This is a genomic window from Kitasatospora sp. NPDC087314 (assembly GCF_044744365.1).
In the GTDB taxonomy this organism is placed as follows: Bacteria; Actinomycetota; Actinomycetes; order Streptomycetales; family Streptomycetaceae; genus Kitasatospora.
The window spans coordinates 115,375-136,353 of sequence record NZ_JBIUYE010000022.1; the positions used below are offsets into that span (position 1 = coordinate 115,375).

Below are 20,979 nucleotides of genomic sequence, written 5' to 3' on the forward strand. Positions count from 1 at the left end.
CTCTTGCCGGTCGGACCAAACAGTCGAGTCGAGCAGGGGCCGGACGGGTCAGTCGAGTTCCAGATGGCGACGGACCGCGGCGTCCCGCTGCTCCGTCAGTGCCTCGATGATCTCAGGGTGCCGGGCGTCGAACTCGGCCAGCGCGTGACGGGCACGCTCGTAGGCTGCCTCGTTCCTGGGCCGCTGCACCCGGTAGTAGTCCCCCGGGTCGCCGCCGTCCTCATCCTCGTCGGCGCGGGCCCGCTGCGCGTCGTCGGCGTCGAGCACGGCCGCCGCCGCGTCCGCGAGGCGGGCACGTTCGTCCACCAGGGCCCGGCCCTCGGGCGAACACAGGACGACCGTACGTTCGGCGGTCACCCTGTCCTGCTCCGTCAATCCCCGACGCCGCGCATCGAGTCGCTGGCCCTCGGCCGAGGCGTCGAAGGCGGCCTTCGCCGCGTCGCCCAGGGCTGCCAGCTGCACAACCTCCTCGGGCGTGAACCACAGCCGTTCCATCGCGGCAATCAGATGTGTGCAGCCGGCGGGCACGTCCTTCTCCGCGACGCCGCGCTTGGCCGCGTCCTGCAACCAGCCACTGGCGATCGAGTCCCGCCCACGACCAGCCCGAGCACTCCGACCAAGCATCACGCCAGTGTCTCCGACCAGAGCGTTCGAAGGTGACGAAGGCTCCAGGTACGTCAACGCCGCTGTCGCCCAGCTCCGCGCCGAGGACATGGCCGGCTGTCCCCGCTCAGGCACCGCGATCTCAATGCTGGGTCGCTACAGCTTCACCGCCCCCGCCCCGGCCGGCGGCAGCCCGCGGCCCTTGCGCGACCCCGACGTGGCCGGGCTCGGACGACGAGGACAGCGCGGAGGGACTGACGGTGTCAGGAGCCGGCCAGGGCGCCGATCACTGAACACCTGGGCTAACGCCTGTCCAGCAGTCCGCGTTCGAGGGCCACGACCACCGCGTGCGTGCGGTCTCTGACGTCGAGCTTGGCGAAGACCCGCAGCAGATGGGTCTTCACCGTGGCCTCCGCGATGACCAGCCGCCGACCGATCTCCACGTTGGACAGGCCGTCGGCGACCGCGCTCAGCACATCCACCTCCCGGGTGGTCAGGGCCACCGGAGCGGGTTGCCGCATGCGGGCAACCAGCCGCTCCGCGACCCTCGGGGCCAGGACGGTCTCGCCGCGGGACGCGGAGCGGATGGCGTCGACGAGCTGATCACGCGTGGTGTCCTTGAGTAGGTAGCCGATCGCGCCGGCCTCGACCGCGCGCTCGATCTCCGCGTCGGTGTCGTACGTGGTCAGGATCAGTACCCGGGTTCCCGGGTGGCGGGCGACGATCTCGGCGGTGGCACTCGCCCCGTCGAGGACCGGCATCCGCAGATCGATCAGTGCCACGTCCGGCTTCAGACGCTCGACGAGTTCGACGGCCGCGCGGCCGTCGCCGCCCTCGCCGACGATGTCGATGGTGGGCTCCGAGGCCAGCAGGGCGACGACTCCGGCGCGCATGACCGTGTGATCGTCGACCACGATGATGCGGAGCCCGTCCGTCTCTGTCCGAGCTGTCATGTCGTCACACCTGACTGTTCGTAGGAATCACGGCGAGGACGCGGGTACCGTCGCCGAGGGAACTGGTGACGGTCAGTTCGCCGCCGAGTTCGGCTAGGCGATTGCGCATGCCGTTGAGCCCGAAGCCGTGGGAGTCCTCGACCACGAAGCCCTGGCCGTCGTCGGTTATCTCCAGTTCGACGCCATCCGGAGACGGCGTGAGGACGATCTCCACGGCGGAGGCGGCCGCGTGCTTGCGGACATTGGCCAGGGACTCCTGGGTGCAGCGCAGGAGCGCGATCCGGGTCGGCTGGTCGCACTCGACGTCCGGCAGATCTGCGGTGACGGTGAGCCCCGTGTCCTCGGCGAACCGGTCCAGGGTCCGGCGCAGGGTCTTGGCGACCGAACCGAGGGCGAGACCGCTCCGCGGGGCGGAGCCGACGAGTGCCCGCGCCTCGGCGAGGTTCTCGCGTGCGGTGTTCTCGATCGAGAGCAGTTGCCGGGCGCTTCTGGCGGGGGCGGTGTCGAGGCTGGAGCGGGCCGCCTCCGCCAGCACGATGATGGATGCGAAGCCCTGCGCGAGGGTGTCGTGGATCTCCCGCGCGAGCCGCTCGCGCTCCGCCGTGGCGCCCTGGAGTTTGTGCGCCTCGGCCAGGCGCGACTGGGCGCTCTCCAGCTCGGAGCCCAGGCGGCGGGCGTGCTCGTCGCTCTGCTCGACGATCCGGACCACCCCCAGTCCGAGCAACACGCTCGCCGTGTAGCCGATGAGGGTGAAGATGATGTTGCCGGTGGAGAAGTCCTCCGCGTGCCAGCTCTGATGGCGGATGATGCCGACCACGGTGGCCGCGGCGGCAGCGCCGCTGAGGGCGATCGAGTACCGCGGGCTCCTGGCGAAGAGCCAGAAGTGAGGGAGCGACACGATGAACAGTGCCGCGCCGTCGCCGCGTAGGAGGGACAGTGCGCCCAAGCCGAGGACGAGCACGCCCAGAAAGGTGTGGGAGCGCAGCACGGGATTACGGGGAAAGGCCACAACGGTCGCGTAGCAGAGGGTGATCACGGCAAGCAGCGCCAACGACCCGTACCTCGTCGTTCCGGTGTGGTGCAGCGCGGAGATGACCGGGGGACACAGGCCCAGGAACACCCAGGAGACTGCGTACCACCGGCGCAGGGTTCGGGTGCGGAACCGGTCGTCGGGCTGCGGCCGTTGAATCATGATCGTCAGCTTACGTTCTGCGGTATGCCGGCAGCAGGGACAGCGGTCCGCGCCCGTCGCGCCGGGCGCAGCGGCCACCATGCCCGCTCGCCGAGGAGCAGCAGCAGCGACGGCAGGACCATGAGCCGGATGACCGCGGCGTCCAGCAGTACGGCCGTCGCCAGGCAGAAGCCCATCTGCTTCATCTCGGTGAGGTGCAGGGCGACGAAGGCACCGAACACGGTCACCATCACGATCGCCGCGCTGGTCACCACCTTGGCTGACCGGCTGATGCCGTCCACCACCGCCTCGCGGGCCGACATCCCGTTCTGCCTGGCCTCCTGTATCCGGCTGACCACGAACACCTGGTAGTCCATCGACAGGCCGAAGAGGATCACGAAGAGGAACAGCGGTACCCGGGACGCGATTGCGCCGAGGGAGTGGAAGGCCAGTAGGTGCTCTGCCCACGTACCCTGGAAGAACACGACCAGCAGGCCGAGCGAGGCCCCGGCGGACAGCAGGTTGAGTACGACGCCGATCAGGCCGATGGCCACCGAGCGGAACGCCCATACGGTCATCATGAAGGTCACCAGCAGCAGGAACCCGATGACCAGCGGCAGCTTGCTGTTCTCGTGATCCACGTAGTCGCGGCCTCGGGCCACGTCACCGCTCACCCCCGTCTCCACGCCGGACAGCCTGCCGACCGTGGCGGGCAGATAGTCCTTACGGATGTGGTCGAGTGACGTGATCGCCTCGGCGGAGGGTGCGGGGAACGGGACGGCCAGTTCCAGCACGCTGATCCGGCCGTCGGCCGACGTACGGACCACCGGCTCGGTGTCCCTGGCGAACAGCGGGTCGGCTTGCGCCCGCCGGCCGAGGTCCGCCAGCGCATGCCGGACCTCCGGGGCCCGGTCCGGTGTGGATCGGGCGACGACCACGTGCTTGACCAGGAGCTCAGGGAAGGCTGTGTTCAGCCGGTCGTAGACCTGCATGGCCGGGATGTCGCGGGAGAATGTGTCCTTGCCCGGGTCGACGAGTTTCAGGCTGAGGGCGGGCGCAGCCAGGGCGAGCATGACCAGCGTTGATACGCACAGCGTGAGGGCGGGATGCTTCTGCGCGGGCCTCAGCAGGGCGCCGAACATCCGGCCCGTCTCGGCCTCCGCGCGCTTCGCGCGGACCGGCTTGCCGTGGCTCGCCCGGCGGGCGGCCTTGCGGGCCGCACGGCGTTCGGTCCGCCGGCCGATCTTCACCAGGAGTGCGGGAAGGACGGTCAGGGAGCTGGCCATGGCGACCGCCACGACCAGGATCGTGCCCGTCGCCAGCGAGGAGAAGATGACGTCCGTGGCCAGATACAGGGTCGTGGTGGAGGCGATCACGGCGAGAGCGGAGACCGCGACGGCCCGGCCCGCGGTCGCCGCCGCCAGCTCCACCAGGGCCTCGGAGCTGAGCCGCCCCCCGGCGCGGGCCCGTTCCTCGCGTTCGCGCTTGAGGTAGAAGAGCGTGTAGTCGACGCCTACCGCCAAGCCGATGAGCAGGATCATGTTGGTCCCGACACCGGGATCGGGCAGGACATGGGACGCGATCATGGACAGCCCCAGGGCGGCGGCGATCGAGGAGAGCGCGAGCAGCAGCGGCACACCGGACATGACCACCGATCCGAAGACGATCAGCAGGGTGATGAGCGTGACCGGCAGGGTGATGCGCTCGGAGAGCGTGAGGTCTTTCCCGCGCTGGTCGTTGACGCCCTTGCTGATGGAAGGGGAGCCGGTCTCCTCCACGACCAGGTCCGGGTGGCCGCCCTGCACCTGGGCCGTCTGGGCGAGGACCGGGGCGACGTTCTTCTTCCCCTCCAGCTCGGGGCCCTTCAGGATCACCGAGACCCTGAGAACCGTGCCGTCCTTGGACCGGACCGGAGCTGCCACGCTGTCCACCTCGGGCAGCTTGCGCAGCCGCTCGGTGAGGTCCTGCGCCGCCGCTGCGGCTGCGGCCAGGTCCAGCGGCCCGGACCTGGCGTGGATGATGATCTGCTCGGTCGGCCGCTGCTGCAGGCTGCCCGCGCTCGCGATCGCCTCGGCCCGCCCCGCCTCACCGACCCGGTAATCCTCATTAGTTGCTTCATGGGAGCCGATCGCGACGCCGACGCCGAGGCACAGAATGACAAACGCGAACCAGCCGGCGATCGCGCGCCATGCGTGCCGGGCGCTCCAACCGGCTATCCGTACAGGGAGTTGACTCATACCCGAGATCTTGGTCGGACGGGGGCCGCGCCCGACACGCCCGGTCGGTTGAACCTCGGGTCCACCGGTCAGTGGACGGCAGGGGGTGGGGCTGCCGCTGCCAGACGGCGACAACGCCATCCGGGATCAACTGCGAATCCACAAGGACACCTGAGACAACGACAACGTTGAGTGGGACGGGACATCGATGCCGACCTGGAAGGCCTTGTTCATGGCCTCGACCGTGTGGCGGACGACGGCGAGGAGTCCTCCCGCGCGGCTGCCCCGACGCCGCCTACGCATGGCGGATCCTCACCAAGCTCCGCGCCGACCCCGGCCGCGCCTCTGCTCTCCTACACGCCCTACACGTCCTACTCGTCCTGACGAACCTCGAAGTCAACCGCTGACAAGCGATCAAGACCACAGACTCCCGCCCATGACCAGCACGAGCACCTCGAAGAACCGCCACGCCAGAGCCTCTGACCAGCACGTTCGAAGATGGCGAAAGCTCCCGGTACGTCCTGCCCCTCGAACAGCCGGTGGCCGACGTCGTTAGTGCTGGCGTGCTGCTTGAGCAGTTCCACCACTTCCAGGGGAAGGGATGGGATCTTGTGTGGCTCACGGCGTCGGCTGAGCGTGCGGCTGATGGTGCTCTGGTCGAGGTTGAGCAGCGGCGCGGCCTCGGTCTGGCCAACCAGGTCGACGACGCCTTGCATCGCGTTCGCGCGGTCGGACGCGGAGGCGGAAGCGTCGAGGAACACCGTGATCGCCTGCCACACGGTGTCGGCCTCATTGAACGCTGCCAGAGCGGCGACGAGTTGAGCGTCTTCGTGTCCCACGTCCTCGATTGCGTATCGCATACATAGGTTGATCAACAGCGGCTCGCACAAGCCGAGCGGTGCGCCTCGCTGCCCACTCAGCGGACCAGGGCAGTGCACAAGACGGTCACGGCCTGGTGGCGCACCGACCCCGCCGCGGACAGGTGGGCCGAGCCGACGATGGTGCTCCGCTGGCAGGGACGCGCGCTCAAGCTGGGATGGCCTACCGAGCAGGAGACGATCACGCGCAACGGGGAGGTGAATGCGATCGTCACGCACCCCGAAGTCGCGATCCTGGCCAATGCGCTGGCGCCGTTGGCCTTGGCTCCAAGCGAGTTCTTCACAACGGAGAATGAGAGCGACATCCGCGCCTTCGTCGACCGGACGACAACGACACTCGGACTGGACCCCCTGAGCACTGCCATCGACGCGATCCGGAACTACACGGACCAGGTCCGACTCACCCGGGGACGGCACCGATGGCGCCAGTCAAGAAGCGCCATGATCCCTGAGCTTGGCATCCCCGATCCGTCTCACCAGACCTGGCGAGCCGCAGCCCAGCACAACCGCGTCCGCCATGATCAGTGAGATGGACATGAGCTGGGTCCGCTGTTGGATGGCGCGGGACAATAGAACAAGCTTAGCCTGCGTTCCCAACTTCACGGTCAGATCTCCTGGTCGATGGGATTGGTCGGCGATGGGACGACCAGGCCGTCGAGGGCCTGCTGTGCGCGGCCGAGGTTATCTTTACCTGCACGGCGCAGGCCGGCCCTGGCGTACTTCTCCACCATGGTGGTGGACTTCCAGTCCTCAGTGATGACCAGGATCTCCGCGGGGCTGTAGCCCTGGGCGGCGAGGTCGGCGGGGACGCCGGCGCGCAGGCCGTGGCTGGTGGCGTCCTTGGCGTCGAAGCCGGGAGTGCGGGTGACCATGCGCTTGAAGGCGCGGTTCACGGCGTGGCCGGTCATGCCGGTTCCGGAAGCGGGGACGGGCATGAGCCGGCCCCACCGGGTGATGCCGCGCAGCAGCGGCAATTGCGGCTCCGCTTGGCCGAGTTCGGCGAGCAGTGAGATGTAGGTGCGCACGACGGTGATCGCCACCGGGTCGCGGATGACGTACTCGCGGCCGGTGGACCAGTGGTCGTTCTTGCTAGTGCGCTTGCCGATGACCATCTGTTCAGTGCCGTCTTCCAGGTGTTCGAAGACGATGGAGTCGATTCGATAGGCCGCCTGTTCGGAGCGGCGGGCCCGGGTTCGATAGCCGAGGTGCAGGATCGTCTGGTCGCGCCAGCGGGCGAGCGGGATGTCGGCGGTCGTGCCCTGCTGGAGGTGGGCGATGCGGGCGGCGTCGACGGGCGGGCTCGATTTCGGGGTACGGCGGGCTCGGGCGTGCTCGGCGGCCTGCTTGCGGATCAGTTCGGCGGTCGCCTTCTTCGGCGGCCAGTTCTCGTACCCCGCCCGGGCGTTGGCGTCGCGGATCGCGGCCATCGCCAAGCGCAGGGAACTCACGGGTGCGCCTGTGCCGTCGCGTCCGCCGCAGCGGCGGAGGTGCGAGATGTAGGAGACCATGTTCGCCTCGCTGGTGCGCGGCCCGGGGTGGCGGCCGTTGTCGGCGCACCAGCGGGCGAAGTAGCGCCACTGTTCGGCGTAGGTCTGGCTGGTGCGCGCGGGCCGGGCGGAGGCGAGGTCGTCGGCTGCGTCCTCGGTCAGCGTCTCGTTCGGGTCGACCCCGTCGAGCGCGAACGGCACGAGGACGTGACTGTCGTCCACCAGCTCACCGACCACCACCTTGGTGGCGCGCTCCACCAGAGCAGGCAGGTTCTCCGCGTCCGCGTCCACAGGCGCTCTCCATCCGGTGTGGCGGGCTGATGATCCGTCCGGGACAGCCTATCTGTATCAGGTCCTGTGTTGCGTCCTCTAAATCCAGTTAGAGGACACAACACAGGGATTGATACATAAAAGGCGTTCGAAGCGCGCCCACTGTTTTTAGAGTGTCTGTCGTGGTTATTTGTGTTCAGAACCCTGGAGTGCAAGGGTGTCGGCTATGAAGATCACGATCACCGTGGAGAATCCGACCCCCGAGGCACTCGAGAAGCTGCTCGCGCTCGCCGCCATGCCGGCCGCCGTCGTGACCGCGGAGCCCGACGACTGCTGGACTCCGAAGCGGGCCCGCTCGTACTACGACCGCCTGCCGCCCCGTGCGCAGCAGATCCTGCTCCAGGTCGTCTACGGCGAAGGTGAGTGCGCCGCAGAGGAGTTGAAGGCGAACGGCCGGAGCCTGCGGGGATCCACCGGCGCGTTCCGCCGGGTGCTCTCTGAGGGCAAGCGGACCGGCCTCTGGCCCGACGCGCTTCCAGTACCGCTGGTCTCCCACATCGTCGGCGGGCAGCTCAAGAAGCTCGAGATGCCCGGGCGCGGCACAGGGCAGTACGCACTCACGGCCTTCGAGGACGGCCTGCGTGATCTGCGGACCGGCGGCTGACAAGTCGATCTGCTCGACTTCTGCGGGTGGGGCGCGACGACCGAGCCGCGGACGTATATCCGAAAGTTCGGTCAGCAAGACAACTGCCCGCCGGCCGACACCGGTGGGCAGCCAAGAGCGTGAGCCTAACAGCCCCTTCAGCAAGCCACGTTGGGCCAAGGGCGTCAGGAGACGTGTACCGCCACGCCGCACAAGCCGAGCCCGTTCTCGGCCGCGGCGCGCCACAGCCGCAGCGGGCCGTCAAGGACGGACTCCTCTCGGGGCGAGTAGTGCAGCCAGTCCTGAGCATCCGCCGCGGAACGTTCGGCCTCGGCGAAGGTGAGGGCTCGTTCCACGCGCGGCAAGGCCTGGCGGACTTGGGCGGAGGTGAGGAGGAAGTTGCCGCACCAGCCCGGGAGGAGGGAGGCGCTGGCCGGGCCGATGGGATGGAAGAGCGATGCGATCGCGTACTCCTTGGAACTGACTGAGGCGAAAGGCCGTCGCCTCGCCGGTTCGTCCACACATCGTCGATGACGCAGAATTCCGGATCGGCCTCTCCGCAGCACATATCGTCAACGTTGAGCCCTTGGGCGATGAGCTCCCCGAACGACTCCACCGCGGCATCGTCAGCCGGCGTGGACCCTGAACTCCCGTACCACGTCCGGTAGTCGGGCAGAGGCGCCTGCAGCCAGCGTTCCCATCGCTCTTGAGCACGGGGCTGCGACCGGTCCGCCTCCATAGCGGGCAGTAACCGGGGAGACAGGTCGGAGATAAAGTAATCCGGGTGGCTGGTGCCGCTCGCCGACGAACTCGGCGTCCCCGTCGGCGCGCGCCCGCCCGTCCCGGCGGTCACCGCAGCCGTACTCGCCAACCGACGTCGGCGCGGCTTCCTCCTTGACCCGAGCGGCCCTGATGCCCGTCAGGTCGGATCGGTCTTCCTCAACCCGCGAATCGCCACCGCCCAGGCCACGCACTGGTCCAACCTCGGCTTCCCCCATCCACAGGGACAGCGACGGCAAGCTCCGAGCCAGCGCGGGTTGGCTCCTCGAGTTCGTCGGCTGCCGACCCGGCCAGCCGATCGCGGAAGGCGTCCGCTGTTCGAAACGCCGGACCCTCACGATCACCGCTCACGGACAGGCCACGGCGGCCGGGTTCGACCAGACGCTCGCCAACCTCTCCACCCAGGTAGCAACCGCAACCGAGATCACGCTCCAGCCCGAGCCGACTCGGGTCGGCCGTTGGGTCGTCAGCCCCTGATTGCTTGGTGACCATCACACGATCCGGCGCGAGCGGGCTATCCGTCAGACAGGTTGGAGGCCAGAAGCATTTGCTGGGCCATATACCGAGTGATCCCACTCTGGAGTCGTCGCGGATGTGAGTCCTGCCCCACAAGGAGTACGGCGACCAGACGGTGCCGCTGATCCCCTCAGGTGCGGGGAGGACGGGTGGACCGTTGTCCTCCGTCGGGCGATTTTGATCGTTTGTCATGCGAGTTTGACTGCTCAGATGCTGATGGGGCCAGTGCGCTGGCCGCGCAACCGTACGCCCCAAGGTGCGCCGATGTGCGCTCTGCTCAGGCGGCGGCGGAGAGGTGACACTCCTCGTCATGAACACAACGAGAAGGATCACCGCCATTGGGGCCACGCTGGGTGCCTTGGCCTCGGCCGGTCTCGCTGTCGCGCCGACCGCCTCGGCGACGACCTACAACGGATGCGTTTACCCGCGGGTGTGCTTCTACCTCACCGATGCCGACTGGAACAACGGGACTCCCACCGCCGCCTACCAGGACGTCACCAGCGCCTATCAGAACCTCAGCTCCCGGGCCGAGGGGGCTGCGTGGGTGGTCAACACCCGCAACGACGACCGTGCCTACCTTCGCGTCGATGTTGCAGGGACGACGAACTTCGTCTGCCTGCGGCCGAACTACCACATCTACTTCTCACTCAAGGAGGCCGTGAACGGCATCCGGATCGACACCGCGGCAACCTGCTGAAACGCGCCGATACCGGTTCAAAGCGGGCATTCCCTTCCGGTCGGGTCCCCGTGGACGCCGCAGCGGCGGTCAAGATCATCTGTCGGAGGACACCCGACAGGGCACCCCGGTGACGCGCCGGATGATGCTCTCCCACGTGCCCGGGCGGCTGCCACCAGGCACAACTCGGGCCAAGCCCAGGAAGGGGTGTCGGTGGTGACGTTCTTTCCCCTACGTCTCTCCCTGTCCTGTCCTGACCAAAAGAGAGGAGTAGCGGCAAAGAGCGTCACCACCGACACCGCACTCGGCTCCTGCCCGTTCGCACAGGTCAGCACGGTGGCCCGGTTCCGGAGCGAGGCACGGCAAGGGGCGAGGAGCGAGGGGTGCGTCACGCTGTGCCGCCGACCTGCCCGGACAGCATCGCGATGATGCCACCAGCCGTCGTCGGGGCGCAGCGGGGCGGTGCGCCGACCGGCGGCCGGCCGCTTGTCCGCGCCGGGTCGACGCCGGCGGCGGTGGTGGGTTCTTGGACGAGTTGTGGTTGATGACGGCGGCCACGACGACGCCGATGGCGGTGATCACCGCGACCACGATCGCCACCCACCACCCAGGCGCCAGGCCGCCTCCTCCGGATGTTGTTGATGTTGCCATGTGCGCCCCCCTTCTCGTCCCGGACTTCCCGTGCCACAGCCGCCGCACTCGCGGTGGGCTGACCTGTCGCCATAATCGTGCGGAAATACGACGATCGGCGGGGCGCACGTTCGCGTCGACACCGGCGCGGCCCTGGACGCGATGCGCCGCTTCCCACACTCTGCGCCGGTTGCGGCAGGCGCTCGGCGATCTCGCGCTGCACGGCCTGGTCGCCTAAGACGGCAACACCGCCGCCCGGCACAAGACGTGGCGGCTGGAGGGCACGGCCGGTCTGGACGCGGCCGGGCACGTCCTTGGGCTCCCCCGAGCCGAGATGGGCTCCACCGCGCGGGGCGCGGGAGCCTCCGGGGCGCCGCACGCGATGGCGGTGAACGAGACGGTGCTCGCGTTCGCACGCGGCGGCACCGAGCCCGACGAGGCGGGCGGCATCGGCACGGTGACGTCCTGGGCGACGGAGGTCGAGTTCACACTGCCGCGCGGCAGGCTCTTGGTGAGTCCGGCCCCGTCACCGAACGTGTGGGCGGGGCCGGCTCGCCGCCGGGTGGGTCAGCAACCGCTAGAGCAGCCAGCCGAGGAAGGCCACGATGTTACCGAGCAGAGTGAGGAGCATGAGTGTCGTCCCTTTCGATTCCGTCGGATCATGGTTACCGGCCGTATGAGTTCAGAGCCGGGGCGTGGCTACGGTCTGCAGCCCTTAGCACGCACTCCGTAGCTACCCGCGCCAAACGTGAGATCACCCGAAAGGGGGAAGGTTCACCCTATTGGGCCAACCTGATGTGACCCGCCTCGTCACAGGTGTTGCTCGGGTTTGACACGTCCGCTACCCAGGGACAGCAACGTGGGCGGGGTGGAAGCGGCGCAGCGATCGCCACCGACCAGTGGGTCCCGTGTGGGCAGCGGATCGGCGGCAGGTTGATGCGGGAGCCTACTCGGTGGGCCTGGAGTGTGAACCGTGGTCGCCTGCCGGGCCGAAATCCCCCGCAGTGCTTGGCCCGAAGCCACAGCCGGACGCCGCCCACACCGAGCGGCGTGTCGATTTGGAGCAGTGCGGCGCATGGCTTCCTGGCAGAGAAAGGGAGTGTCAGCGCGCATCAATCACCTGCGGTCGGACTACCGGTCAGGGCAGGGGATGCCGACGATTCCCAGATCGGTCACGGTTGCCGCACCAGAGCCATCGACCTCGGTGCCGCGCTCGGCATCAAGGTCGACGCTTTCCGGCACGGAAATAGCGATGCACAGGACGTTTGTTCCTGTAGCAACGGATCCAACGGACGGGATATTTCTACCGGTCATCGCTATGCGCGCGGTGATCACCTCGAAGGCGAATCTCGGGCTCTCGCACGGACGGGCGGAGAATGTCAGTAAATCGTGCCGACGTGCGCCCTGCCTGCGCACTACGCTCCGTCATCCCGGGCTGAGCATCCTGGGACGCATGTCGCATTACCTGGCATCGCATCGATCGGGAATTCGCCAATCTACCCTTGAGGCGATGGCAGGACACCCACAGCCGTAGGGTCAGAGACATCGAACAACCCTCCCGGCGTTTCCCCTGTATTGTTCACGTGCTACCGAGATGCCCGATGCGAGGGTTTATGCCGACGATCCTCCTGGGACACTTGTCGGGTTGCGATCAGCTGGCGCACCATCTGCTGCAAGGACACCACAGCCGTCACCGGCGGAAGGCCCGCGACCACGGCCTCAGGCATTGTGCAGGGCGTGTTGGCGATGCACAGGAGACTGGCGATCCCAGCGAATAGCAGGATTACCGTCCAGGAATTCGCCACCTTGCGTCCTCCCAGAGCGGCACGCAGAACGGAGAGGGAGGCAACCATCCACGGTCCGTAGACGACGACCGGCCAATACTGGGACATACCCCTCGGCAGCTGGGAAAGAGCCACGTCCTGCAAAGGATGATAGGAGATTATCCAGCCGAGGATGCACACCACAGTGACGATCGTCGCCGTCAGGAATCCGATGACGGATCCCAAGATGTCGGGCCGGCGACGTGCCGGGCGGGCGCGACGCTCCCGGCGGTTGGCGATTAAATGGGGCCGGAACCCCATGGTCGACGGGCCGACTTCCTCTTCGACCGCTTCCGCAATCGAAGGATGCGGCTGCAGCCCTGCATCGACCCAGCCATTGACGACCGGATAAGACAGGTCAGCGGACAGCTGTTCGGCGGGCGGCCAATGGGAGTGGTTGTGTATGCCCCTGTCATCGGGGATGAATCCAGTTGCGTAGTAGGGGTTGAAATCGATGTCCGTTGACTCGTACAAAGCAGAGCTCCTGTTCGCGCGTCGTGGGTCGCGGTCAGCAGCCTCAATCAGTCCTCCCATTCCTCTGATCGATAAAGTCGCGTCGAGAATTCAAACTCAAGCCGACACAGGATGCGGAAGAGTTCGGCCAGCTGGCGTGAGCAATGCGTCAGGACCACGCGTTCGCCATTCTTTACGAGATAGCCGATTTCCATATCACCTGCAGCATTCCTCCGGTCCGGAACGAATAGCCAGTTATTGCCGGCACTGCAGATCCTGTCCCGCTCCAGCAGCAATGGAAGAGGTGGCTTGACTGTTGGACTCATGCCCCGACAACGATGGGCTAATCACCGAGAAATGTACGGCATCCGGGTGTCCTGAAATATGCTCAGGCTGCCGGCGCTCAAAGCTTTTACCCGGGTCGCCGAGCTCCTCGTTCGAGCGTGCAGCGTTCCTGTGGCTGGCCTCGGATGGGAGCGGTCGAAGCGAGCGCGACCACCGCCGCTCGCTCGGATTCCCCTCTTTCCTGGCGGGATGGCCTCGAACGGTGCCAGATGCTCTGCAATTCTCCCCAGCGGGGCGTGGCTGCGCGCGGAGCAGCTGGCGGCCGGCCCTCGGGCGGACGCAGGGCCACCGCTGCGCCCCTTCCGGTTCGGTCATCCGATTAACGGAAGCTCAGGTTGCCGAGCGGAGGGCCAGTTGCATGTTTCCCATGCGGGTGGACTGGTGACAGGACTGCTTGATGCCGCATCATGGCCGTCGGTGCGAGCCTTGGTGGCGACCGACGGGGCTGCGTCCCGCAACGTGATCAACCGACGGCCTACCAGGCCGACTCGGGGCTGACTGGTGGCGACGTCCTGTCGCAGCCGTGGCATCTTCGGCTGACCGTGGGGTTCGATCGTGTCGCTCGAAGCCTTCCGCGTGACGGCTACGGGGCAGGAGTGTTCGAGCTGTCCGTCGTGCCGACTCAAACGAACTGCTGCCCTCTTGGGCAGATGCAGTGGGCCCCCGACGATGAGTCGTACACGAGAGGTATTCACACTCTGTGATGGAGGGAGTACTCTTGGCTAAGACTTGGCTCAGTCATGGACCAGCCGTCCGGACTCTGGTGAGTCCGGACGGCTGTGGGGTGCAGTCGGTGCGACATCGCTGTTCCAGATCACCCCTCAGGCGCCTGGACCCGAAACCGCGTCAGGCAGAAGCGGCCACTCGTGATCGCTTCCCTTTGTTCGTTCAACCCTCTTCAATCACTTCACCCCCCCTGTGGGGAGGTTTTGACATGACCTAGCAGCATCGAGACGGTTTGGTCCGCACCACCGGACCTTCACCGTCTGCGCACCAGGCACATGCTTCGGTGTCTGAACGCCCTGTATCCGTCGTCGCCGACCACATGCCTAGGTCGGCGACGGAATCCACCGCTGCCTCGGCCCGTCTGCACACTCGGGATCCGGCGAGAACCTGTGTCCTGACGGGCTGTTGCCTCCTCACACGTCCGTAAGTAGGCACTGCCATTTTGCATCACCGAATCAAAATCTGCCAGCCATCCCGCGCCCACGTCGTGAGTCGTCGCTCCGTCCGTCCAGGGGGAGGGCACAGAGTCCTGAATGAGCGAAACCTCCATGGACCTTCCCGAGCAGGCTCTCGCGCGCGAGTGACCACCGCTCAAATGGAGCCGACCGGGGAAAGAGTCGCCTCGGCGACTTTGGGACAGCCGGCGCATCGCCCGTCGATCAACCCGGGTGCCGACGGGCGGTCGGACGGGCCGGGCAGGGAAGTGAGCGAGCGTCGGGCTTTCGGCGGTGCTCCGTGAGTCCGCGATACTCGGGCACCGTGTGCACGGAACCGGCCGGCAGCCCCGCGCCGGCTCGCGGACAGGCGCGTGCGACCGGGCAGGCCGGCCTGCCCGCCACCCGGTTCCCAGCGGCGTGGCTCAGTGACAGGGACTTGACCGGCGACCTGATCCGGGTCGTGACGCTGGTGCAGGACTACGGCTGGAAGTCAGGATTCTGCTTCGCCGCCGACGAGACCATCGGGCGACAGCTAGGGTTGTCACGGGGTGGTGTTAACCGCCTAATCGCCAAGGCAAAGGCCAAGAGTCTGGTTCGGGTGTCTCGAAATCCTGCCACCGGAACCATGAACCGACGTGTTCGTCCACTGGCCGACGACGAGCTGGCCGTGTGCGTGGGTTCATATGCCCGGGCGCATCTGGCCGGTACTCGGTTCAAGGTCTATGCCCTGCTCGCCCTGCGGCAGCACTTCCCCGAATCGACTCCTGTCGTGCGAATCGCACGCGAGTGCCGGATAAAGGAGGCAACGGCCCGCGAAGCGGTGGCCGAACTCCTGGCCCAGGGCTGGGTGAGCAGAGGAGCCGTCGAGAAGAGGGCGTACAGATACGTCGTCCATCCCGTGCCCGTCCGCGTACCGAACGGGCAGCCCGAGTCTCTCCCGAGCGGATCCGTCCCCACGCTGCGATCCGCGAACGGGTCCGCAGGCCACGGTGTCGAGGTCGTCGACTCCGGACCGGATGCCCGTCACGGCGCCTCGCTCGACATGTGCCGGGAGACGGCCGGTTCGGTGACAGCCGATTCCCCCGGTCCGGTGACGCCGACCACCCCCGATCCGGTGGCAGAAACACGATCCTCCCAACATGACTTGCTGAACATGTCGGCGGTGGTGGGTGGTTGTCTGTCCCGAGAACCGGAAACCGTGCGTGCCCGCACCCGCACGCGCGGGCACGCGGCGAGAGCCGGGGGGGACGGAGCAGGCCCGGAGGAACGCGACAGATGGCAAACCGACCGGAAGATGATCCAGTCGATGACCGACGAACAGAGGCGATGGGGACGGCAAACGGCGTCGTCGGCTCTGAGCCGCCTGCCGAGGCAACTGGCGGACCGGCTGACCGAGCGACAGTTCAACCTCCTCGCTCAACACATTGTCGCAACATTCGCCGACTACGGCACATCCCCCGATGTCCACGGCGCGGTGATTCTCAAAGCTCTCGAGTCGGCCTGGGAGTTCGCGCGGCGCAGGGAGCCGGTCGGCGCTGTGCCGTGGTCTTCGGTGGTCTCCCCGCTTCCCTGGCTGGTCAGGGTCGTCGACCGGGCAAGCGAGACGGTCACGGGGACCAAGCCGGTCCGAAGCCCCGAGTGCGCACTGTGCCGCGGGCCCCTGGTCGTCCGCGACGCCGACGATCCGGAAACCTGCCGTTCCTGCGGTCCCGCCGCCGCCGCTGCCGCCTGCCGCCGGCTTCGGGAGCAGTGGGAGCTGCCCGGTCACCAGCCGGACGCGCCACCCCCGAGCGACCCGCTCACGGTGCGGATCGCGCCCGCTCCGAGCGAACTATCCGATCGGTCGGCGGCCGAGGGCGACGAGTCGGAAGGAACCATCCTTCGGCGGCGGCTTGCCGCTCGCCGGCTCGAGCGGGAACGAACCTGTGCCCGGGTCGGCGAGGCCCTGCCGGCGGCCTGCACCGCCTTTGCCGGTCAGCGGCGCCAGGACGCCACCGAAGCCGCCCGTCAGGCGGGCACCGGTCGAGGAAGCGCCGACGAGGCGCGTGAGCACGGGACCGGGCTCCGCGACGTGCCCCCGGAAGCCGTTGCGGCGTCTGATCCTGCTACGCGGCGGGACGGCCGACCCGATGCGGGGAAGAGCGGCATGGTCGCCACAGCGCGACCGGGGCCTGCGAGACGTCACGGTGGAACCTCCCGTCATGTCTGCCCTTCCGACGGTCCGCCAGTTGCTCCCCGGCGCCGGCGGCCGACTGGGGCGCGGGGACCTGCGCGTGCGTCCCCGCGACCGGACCAGAGGCCGGAGACTGCCTGCGGAGTCCGCCGTGGTCATCGTCGATTGCAGGCTCTGCGCGGACGGTTTCCCGGGTGTGCCACGGGCGGTAGGGTGCCTGCGTTTTGTCCGGAAGTCAGTGCGTGCACTTTGGACACGAGGGAGGCCGATCCTTCCGTGATCTTGGGATCTCGAAGGAGTTGCACGCAGGTCGGTTGCTCCCGGGACGCAACCCCGCGGACGTACGCGGCTGCAGCCTCATCGCGGCTTCCGGAGTCGCCAGGCCCGCGACCGCACTCCAGTCGCCAATCCCTGCTTGACACGCTTGCCATGGCTCGACGTGGACGTTTCCAGCGTCAGCGATGCTGGGCAGCAGCCCGTCGAGATCCTCCCCCCCGAATCCGGCCCCTGCCAGGTCGTACGTCAGAAGCCGGCTCGGGAGCCTCGGGCGGCGGTGTGGACAGGACCCGCGAAGCTGATCGGGGTCATGCGAGCCATCGGATCACGGTGCCGATCAGCGCCCATCGGCAACCATTCGTCCAGCCGCGAGGCCGCGGTCAGTGTGTCCTGATCACTGTCACGGATCCCACCGGCTCCCGCAGGCGGTATTCCGTGATCATCGGGCAGTCGCCTTCGGATATGCTGTCCAATTTTCCGAGCGAACAGTCCAGAATGTGAAAATTTCCTGACGGAAGGGCTTCCGGTCCGGTCGCACAGGCGGTTTGCATTTCCGTTGGCACACTCGGCCATACGGGTGAATCGACTGGTTGGGGATTGCGGTTATTTCGGCTCGATGAGTAACTGGGTACATCCGAACCGGGTGGGTCACCCCTCCTCTTCGGGGGTAATTCGCTGCCGTGTCTGCCAGCGTTTCCGGCTTGCGCCTGATCGTTGAAGAGGCGCGTTGCCGTACCCCCGGTTGAGGAATTTGGATCCGCGGGCCGGTGCGACTCTCGTCGCACCGGCCCGCGTCGGCTCACAGGGTCAGTCTCCGCAAGAGCCGACAAAAGTACTCTCTCCAGGCGGGCATACGGGCGTGCGAAGGCCGCCGGCCGGTTTTCCGCCCTCGCCGGTCGCTCTCCATCTGGCCTGTCAGGCACCCGGCCGACACGAGCGCGGCCCCGCGCCAGCCGCCGGTATCACACTGACGATCAGCGACCGGACGGCGGAGGCACGTCGGCCGTCCGGCCGAGGTCGGCTGGGCCTGGCCGTATTCCCACCAGGACGTTGCGCTGGCAGCGGCACTTCCGGAACTTACTGCCGGCCCGGCGGAACGGCTGATTTCAGCCAGGCCGGTGTGGAATTCCGTGAGCGAGTCGCCGGCCGCTGTTGTGTACCCGAAGGAAAACTTGCCCAAAGGGTCCACCGAAGGCCAGGATCAATGGCCCCGGTCGTCCGCTATTCGCCGTGAAGCCCGGACTTGAGCGGACGAAACGAGCCAAGTTCATTCCGCCTGATCATCGGCGGCAAGAACTCTTCTTACCGTCACACTAGGCGCTGCATTGCATAAAACGCGCCCCCCTTTTCTTGCGGCGGATCACTCCCCCGCGGATAATCTATTTCTGATTGACTTCCACCAGTCCGGCGCCCGCTCGGCTGGCTGCTCCGACCTCCCGATGGGGGAGTGGGCCTGGACGGACCGAGGAGCTTCCCCCGGCGAAACGTGAGCCACGAGCAGTCGCACCGGCAGCCGCTTTCGGCTCGTGAGCCGGGAAGCGATCACGCCGTTCACCGATGAGGAGTTTCCACTGACCACCGCAGAGATCAATGGACGGCCGACAGGAGCTCTTGCCGAGGGCGTCCTGAGCCACTTGGTCAGGGGCCGTCCGCTCTCCTTCAGGTTGCCATCCCTCGGTCGCGCAGTACCGATCTCCCGGCGGCCGGCGGGGCTGTGGCCGGACGCCGAGGACGTTCGGGCCGACCATGCCCGGGACACCGCCTTACCGGTGATCTCCGAACTGGTCACCAATGCCCCTCGAAGCACTCCGACGGCACGCACATCACCGCTTGGTTGCGCCGGACCGCAGACCGGATCCTGCTGGAGGTCCGTGGACGGCAGCCGCTCGGTGCGGGCCGCCGTCCCGCTGTCCGGTGGGAGCGCCGCCGCGTGCTGACCGTTCAGGGACGGTCGCGATCCAACGGGGCCGGGCGGCGCACTGAGCGTCAAGCCCCGATCTTCCACTGCGCACATCGTTAGGAGAACCCATGCCCAGCTCAAGCACCGAGAGCCGTGAGATCGTCAACAGCGTGATCAACTCGGTGGCCCGGCTCGACTGCGAAGCCCTGCGTCGCCTCGATCCCGAAAGGCTCAGCGCGCAGTTCAACGCACGTCTGGAGCTCGAGGACTACTTCCACGCGCTGTGGGAGCATCTGAAGGAGTGTGGTGAGCGCCCGGCCGTCCGCACGGAATACCAGCCGCTTGCCGCTGTCCTGGACCTGCTCGCGGGCTTGAGCGAGAACGCCATGCTCGCAGACGGCGTCATGCAGCAGGATCTTTTCCGCCAGCCCCAGCAGTGACAGGCTCGTCCGGAGGCAGGTGCAGGGGGCGCCGGCCGGAGGATGCTGCCGTCCATGGCTTGCCGTCCACCAGTAGCCGGTGACTTCCGGTCCCGGCCTCCAGCCCGCCGGGCAGGCCGAGTTCGGCTTGAAAGCCGTCGGGCTGCAGGATCGTACGTCCGAACTTCGATGGGGTTGAGGCCTTCCTGCACGAGCCGGCTGTTCCAAGGTGCCCAGAGCACTCCGGTGAGGGGCAGACAGCGGGGCCGTCAAGGGTGCGGGGAGGACTCCCGTGCTTGGAATGCCGAGGCCCCCGGCGGCGGCTCGGCGTACCCGGGGATCTGGGAGGACACCGTGCGGGTCGGCGCGGTCTTGCCGCGTAGACCGGTTCCCGGGTGTACGACACTCTCCCCGATGCGCTCCATGCCTGATAGGGATCGGGCAGGAGCACCTCACCCTCGACCAGGACGTCGACAACGCCGCCCACCGCAGGGTCCGGGCCCGCGTCGAGCACGTCCCCTCACGGATGAGGAACTGGAACATCCTGCGAGACCGCTGCCTGCGCGGAGCCGGCACGCACCAGGCCATGCCCGCAGATGCGCGGCTTCACAACCTCGCACCCAGTGGATGAGCCGGCCCCGCTTCACCGTGAACCCCTCACGCCCGCACGGTGTCATGAGGCTGGGCGGCGAGGTGGAGACGGCAACCACCTCGCCGGTCGTCGGCAGGCCTTCGCGGACCACGTAGGCAACGGTGACCTCCACCGGGCAGGCCGAGCTCGTCCGTCGCCTCGAAGATCGGGGCCTTGTCGACCAGCGACCAGCGACCAGCGCCGTCGTGCCGCGTCCGTGAACTTGGACCCCCACCACCCCGGGGACGGGCTCATCGTCCACCTGACGGACGGCTTCACAACGCAGCTCGGCCACCAAGGCCCCCGCACCGGGGCCGGTCAACAACGACTCCCCGTATGCCGCGAGACCTCACACCTCGGCATACGAGACGATCTCCAGGGCGTCCGTCAACTCGGCCGCCACGGCGTCCTCGCTGATCAGCGCAGCGGCGGAATCGCCGATCGAGTTGGACACCGCCGCGCGGACGCTGTCGGTCCTCGCGGCGATGATGTCCGCGTGGACCTGGGCCGGCTGGCAGACGCAGTCGTGCCTCGCTCGGGCAAGGATGACGAGGGTGCGGATGTTGTGGGCGCGGGCGTCGGCGGTGTTGCCGGCGATGTCGGCGTCGATGGCCGCCGCGTTGCTGTCGAGGGCGGCCGTGAGATCGGCGGCGCACGCCGACACCTGGAGCGCGGGGGGTTCCGCGGCCTGGGCCGCGGGGGCGATGGCGAGGGCGGTGCCGGATGCGATGGCGACGGCGACGACACTGGCGGCAAGACGAGAACGGATCATCCGAATCCCTTCCGAAAAGAAGCGTTCAGGCCGACGGGACGCCGGCATGAACGGAACGTAATGCACCGCCAAGGGCGAGCGGCAGGGAGTGCAGACCGGCAGGATGGTGCGAAGAATTGACGTTACGGAAATCGAAGTCGAATTCAGTAGTCTTCATACAAATTGGCGCTGCTCCATCCGGGTCACTACAGGGAAGGCCGA

The 20,979-nt window shown here is 67.6% G+C and carries 17 protein-coding genes; 5 read left to right on the forward strand and 12 right to left on the reverse strand.

Annotated elements, in window-relative coordinates; translation table 11 throughout:
• Nucleotides 1-48: 48 nt before the first annotated feature.
• The 5 genes from ACIO5E_RS36470 to ACIO5E_RS36490 form a co-directional block, all read right to left on the reverse strand.
• Entirely contained in the window at nucleotides 49-567 is a 519-nt protein-coding gene (locus tag ACIO5E_RS36470) for a hypothetical protein (RefSeq protein WP_400676335.1), read from the reverse strand.
• A 338-nt stretch (nucleotides 568-905) separates the two neighbouring features.
• A complete protein-coding gene (locus ACIO5E_RS36475) occupies nucleotides 906-1,556 on the reverse strand; it encodes a response regulator (RefSeq protein ID WP_400676337.1) in 651 nt (216 codons plus the stop codon).
• Between the two features lie 4 nt (nucleotides 1,557-1,560).
• Complete coding sequence (locus ACIO5E_RS36480; protein WP_400676339.1) at nucleotides 1,561-2,748, reverse strand: sensor histidine kinase; 1,188 nt, start codon at nucleotides 2,746-2,748, stop codon at nucleotides 1,561-1,563.
• Nucleotides 2,749-2,753: 5 nt separating this feature from the next.
• Nucleotides 2,754-4,964: an MMPL family transporter gene (locus ACIO5E_RS36485; RefSeq protein WP_400676341.1), complete on the reverse strand. Its 2,211-nt coding sequence runs from the start codon at nucleotides 4,962-4,964 to the stop codon at nucleotides 2,754-2,756.
• 350 nt (nucleotides 4,965-5,314) lie between these two features.
• Entirely contained in the window at nucleotides 5,315-5,803 is a 489-nt protein-coding gene (locus tag ACIO5E_RS36490; protein ID WP_400676343.1) for a hypothetical protein, read from the reverse strand.
• 72 nt (nucleotides 5,804-5,875) lie between these two features.
• Between ACIO5E_RS36490 and ACIO5E_RS36495 the strand changes: the two genes are divergently transcribed.
• Nucleotides 5,876-6,349: a hypothetical protein gene (locus ACIO5E_RS36495; RefSeq protein WP_400676345.1), complete on the forward strand. Its 474-nt coding sequence runs from the start codon at nucleotides 5,876-5,878 to the stop codon at nucleotides 6,347-6,349.
• A 77-nt stretch (nucleotides 6,350-6,426) separates the two neighbouring features.
• Here ACIO5E_RS36495 and ACIO5E_RS36500 read toward each other — a convergent pair whose 3' ends face one another.
• The gene (locus ACIO5E_RS36500; RefSeq protein ID WP_400676347.1) at nucleotides 6,427-7,599 is read right to left on the reverse strand and encodes a hypothetical protein; all 1,173 of its coding nucleotides are present in this window, start codon (nucleotides 7,597-7,599) and stop codon (nucleotides 6,427-6,429) included.
• Nucleotides 7,600-7,804: 205 nt separating this feature from the next.
• Here ACIO5E_RS36500 and ACIO5E_RS36505 point away from each other — a divergent pair, with 205 nt between their 5' ends.
• The gene (locus tag ACIO5E_RS36505; protein WP_400676349.1) at nucleotides 7,805-8,242 is read left to right on the forward strand and encodes a hypothetical protein; all 438 of its coding nucleotides are present in this window, start codon (nucleotides 7,805-7,807) and stop codon (nucleotides 8,240-8,242) included.
• A 164-nt stretch (nucleotides 8,243-8,406) separates the two neighbouring features.
• Here ACIO5E_RS36505 and ACIO5E_RS36510 read toward each other — a convergent pair whose 3' ends face one another.
• A complete protein-coding gene (locus ACIO5E_RS36510; protein WP_400676351.1) occupies nucleotides 8,407-8,577 on the reverse strand; it encodes a hypothetical protein in 171 nt (56 codons plus the stop codon).
• A 556-nt stretch (nucleotides 8,578-9,133) separates the two neighbouring features.
• Here ACIO5E_RS36510 and ACIO5E_RS36515 point away from each other — a divergent pair.
• Nucleotides 9,134-9,478: a hypothetical protein gene (locus ACIO5E_RS36515; RefSeq protein ID WP_400676353.1), complete on the forward strand. Its 345-nt coding sequence runs from the start codon at nucleotides 9,134-9,136 to the stop codon at nucleotides 9,476-9,478.
• Nucleotides 9,479-9,827: 349 nt separating this feature from the next.
• Nucleotides 9,828-10,214, forward strand: coding sequence for a hypothetical protein (locus tag ACIO5E_RS36520; protein ID WP_400676355.1), 387 nt, complete (start codon nucleotides 9,828-9,830; stop codon nucleotides 10,212-10,214).
• A 1,740-nt stretch (nucleotides 10,215-11,954) separates the two neighbouring features.
• Here the strand turns inward: ACIO5E_RS36520 and ACIO5E_RS36525 are convergent.
• From ACIO5E_RS36525 to ACIO5E_RS36540, 4 genes are all read right to left on the reverse strand, one after another.
• Entirely contained in the window at nucleotides 11,955-12,158 is a 204-nt protein-coding gene (locus tag ACIO5E_RS36525) for a hypothetical protein (protein ID WP_400676357.1), read from the reverse strand.
• Between the two features lie 251 nt (nucleotides 12,159-12,409).
• Nucleotides 12,410-13,120, reverse strand: a complete 711-nt coding sequence (locus ACIO5E_RS36530; protein ID WP_400676359.1) for a DUF2637 domain-containing protein — start codon at nucleotides 13,118-13,120, stop codon at nucleotides 12,410-12,412.
• A 47-nt stretch (nucleotides 13,121-13,167) separates the two neighbouring features.
• Nucleotides 13,168-13,425 (reverse strand): hypothetical protein, encoded by a 258-nt coding sequence (locus tag ACIO5E_RS36535; RefSeq protein ID WP_400676360.1) that lies wholly within the window; start codon nucleotides 13,423-13,425, stop codon nucleotides 13,168-13,170.
• A 3,013-nt stretch (nucleotides 13,426-16,438) separates the two neighbouring features.
• Entirely contained in the window at nucleotides 16,439-16,660 is a 222-nt protein-coding gene (locus ACIO5E_RS36540; RefSeq protein ID WP_400676362.1) for a hypothetical protein, read from the reverse strand.
• 2,424 nt (nucleotides 16,661-19,084) lie between these two features.
• Between ACIO5E_RS36540 and ACIO5E_RS36545 the strand changes: the two genes are divergently transcribed.
• A complete protein-coding gene (locus ACIO5E_RS36545; RefSeq protein ID WP_400676364.1) occupies nucleotides 19,085-19,396 on the forward strand; it encodes a hypothetical protein in 312 nt (103 codons plus the stop codon).
• A gap of 959 nt (nucleotides 19,397-20,355) precedes the next feature.
• On the opposite strand, the gene ACIO5E_RS36550 is transcribed toward ACIO5E_RS36545, so the two are convergent.
• Nucleotides 20,356-20,778: a hypothetical protein gene (locus ACIO5E_RS36550; protein ID WP_400676366.1), complete on the reverse strand. Its 423-nt coding sequence runs from the start codon at nucleotides 20,776-20,778 to the stop codon at nucleotides 20,356-20,358.
• Nucleotides 20,779-20,979 lie beyond the last annotated feature (201 nt).

Bases quoted from the DNA above. Each gene is read 5' to 3' on its own strand.
- ACIO5E_RS36475 (WP_400676337.1), bottom strand. From the start codon at position 1,556: ATGACAGCTCGGACAGAGACGGACGGGCTCCGCATCATCGTGGTCGAC.
- ACIO5E_RS36480 (WP_400676339.1), bottom strand. From the start codon at position 2,748: ATGATTCAACGGCCGCAGCCCGACGACCGGTTCCGCACCCGAACCCTG.
- ACIO5E_RS36485 (WP_400676341.1), bottom strand. From the start codon at position 4,964: ATGAGTCAACTCCCTGTACGGATAGCCGGTTGGAGCGCCCGGCACGCA.
- ACIO5E_RS36490 (WP_400676343.1), bottom strand. From the start codon at position 5,803: ATGCGATACGCAATCGAGGACGTGGGACACGAAGACGCTCAACTCGTC.
- ACIO5E_RS36505 (WP_400676349.1), top strand. From the start codon at position 7,805: ATGAAGATCACGATCACCGTGGAGAATCCGACCCCCGAGGCACTCGAG.
- ACIO5E_RS36515 (WP_400676353.1), top strand. From the start codon at position 9,134: ATGCCCGTCAGGTCGGATCGGTCTTCCTCAACCCGCGAATCGCCACCG.
- ACIO5E_RS36520 (WP_400676355.1), top strand. From the start codon at position 9,828: ATGAACACAACGAGAAGGATCACCGCCATTGGGGCCACGCTGGGTGCC.
- ACIO5E_RS36535 (WP_400676360.1), bottom strand. From the start codon at position 13,425: ATGAGTCCAACAGTCAAGCCACCTCTTCCATTGCTGCTGGAGCGGGAC.
- ACIO5E_RS36545 (WP_400676364.1), top strand. From the start codon at position 19,085: ATGCCCAGCTCAAGCACCGAGAGCCGTGAGATCGTCAACAGCGTGATC.
- ACIO5E_RS36550 (WP_400676366.1), bottom strand. From the start codon at position 20,778: ATGATCCGTTCTCGTCTTGCCGCCAGTGTCGTCGCCGTCGCCATCGCA.